The organism is Acinetobacter sp. UBA5934, from assembly GCF_002430855.1.
Lineage (GTDB): Bacteria > Pseudomonadota > Gammaproteobacteria > Pseudomonadales > Moraxellaceae > Acinetobacter.
This window is the reverse complement of the sequence record NZ_DJDC01000018.1, coordinates 1-1,453: the sequence shown is the minus strand read 5'-3', so window position 1 is coordinate 1,453 and position 1,453 is coordinate 1. Positions and strand designations below refer to the sequence as shown.

Sequence of the window (1,453 nt, the reverse complement as noted above, 5' to 3'; positions counted from 1 at the left end):
CATCAGTGCATCCACCTATATGCAAAGTCCTGCCTCGGATCAACTACAGCAACTTTGGCCGGTGACTGAAGATTATGCGCTGGAAATTTTAGACAATTTTATTGACTCTAAACTGGAATATTATCAACAAGAGCGTGATTTCCCTCATCTCAATTCAACCAGTCAACTATCTCCCTATTTAAATATCGGTGCAGTTTCAATCAGGCAGTGCTTACAAGCTGTGTTTAGAAAGCAAAATGGCTATTTCCATATAGACAATATAGGACAACAAACCTGGCTAGATGAATTGTTATGGCGTGAGTTTTATCAACATATTCTTTATCAATTTCCTGCTGTGTCCAAACATCAGCCTTTTAAAAGCAATACTCAAAAGATTCAATGGCGACACGCTGAACAAGACCTGCTTACCTGGCAGCAAGGGCAAACTGGAATTCCGATTGTTGATGCAGGCATGCGTCAAATGCTGCAAACCGGATGGATGCATAATCGGGTACGCATGATTACTGCTATGTTTTTAACCAAGAACCTGCTGATTGATTGGCGTCTGGGTGAAAAATGGTTTATGCAGCATTTAATTGATGGCAATTTGGCAGCCAATAATGGTGGCTGGCAGTGGTGTGCTTCAACAGGCACAGATTCAGCGCCCTATTTCCGAATTTTCAATCCTGTCTCGCAATCACAAAGATTTGATAAAAATGGCGATTATATACGGACCTGGGTACCGGAATTGGCGCATCTGAATGCAAAAAAAATTCATGAACCGTATGCTTATGAACATGATCAAGCATTAAATTACCCGCAAGCCATTGTGGATTTAAGCCAATCGAGAAAACGCGCAATAGAGGTTTTTAAGGCGATATAACTTTTTAGAGATTATAAATCAGAGATCAGAGAGCTTTGAAGAATAGCTTTTCCAGTTGGACCCAAATCCAGCGCCTTGAAATCTCTTTTGTTCATTTTCAGCTTAATGCTGCTCTAAAAGAGCCATTATAATCCGAAAGCAATGTCAAGCTGTGCTTATTTTAAATGTAAAATCAACTTGGCGAATAAAATCATTCAATCAATTTAAATTATTTTAATTGAAATATTTCAGAAGGTAAAAATATTTATTCTAAATAAATTCAGCTTGCTAGCTGAACTTTTTTTTATTTTGATTTTAGAAAATACTGTATAAATAAATTTTATGAGTTTTTTGTTTTAAAAAATATGCTCAATATAAAGGTTGAGTCTTTCTTTTGAACTTAAATCGTTCTTTTTCGTTCATTACCTCAAAAACTTTTCCTGTTGCAGGATGAGTAAAAAAATTATTTTCATTTAAATCAATAATTTTTTCCGTAATCACTATTTTGGGTAAGGGCAACCAGATTAAACCTGCTTGATTTAAAATCTTTTCAAAAACCTGTTCAACAATTATTTTAGTGCCACAGGCGCTCTTCGCAGTGACTTCTTTTAG

The 1,453-nt window shown here is 36.0% G+C and carries 1 protein-coding gene and 1 pseudogene; one reads left to right on the top strand and one right to left on the bottom strand.

The window, feature by feature from the left end:
• Window positions 1-862 (top strand): annotated as a pseudogene (locus tag B2Y23_RS01310) (cryptochrome/photolyase family protein); the annotation flags it as partial.
• Between the two features lie 348 nt (window positions 863-1,210).
• Here B2Y23_RS01310 and B2Y23_RS01305 read toward each other — a convergent pair.
• Window positions 1,211-1,453 (bottom strand): hypothetical protein (locus tag B2Y23_RS01305; RefSeq protein WP_291368534.1); only part of this gene is annotated, 243 nt, incomplete at its 5' end.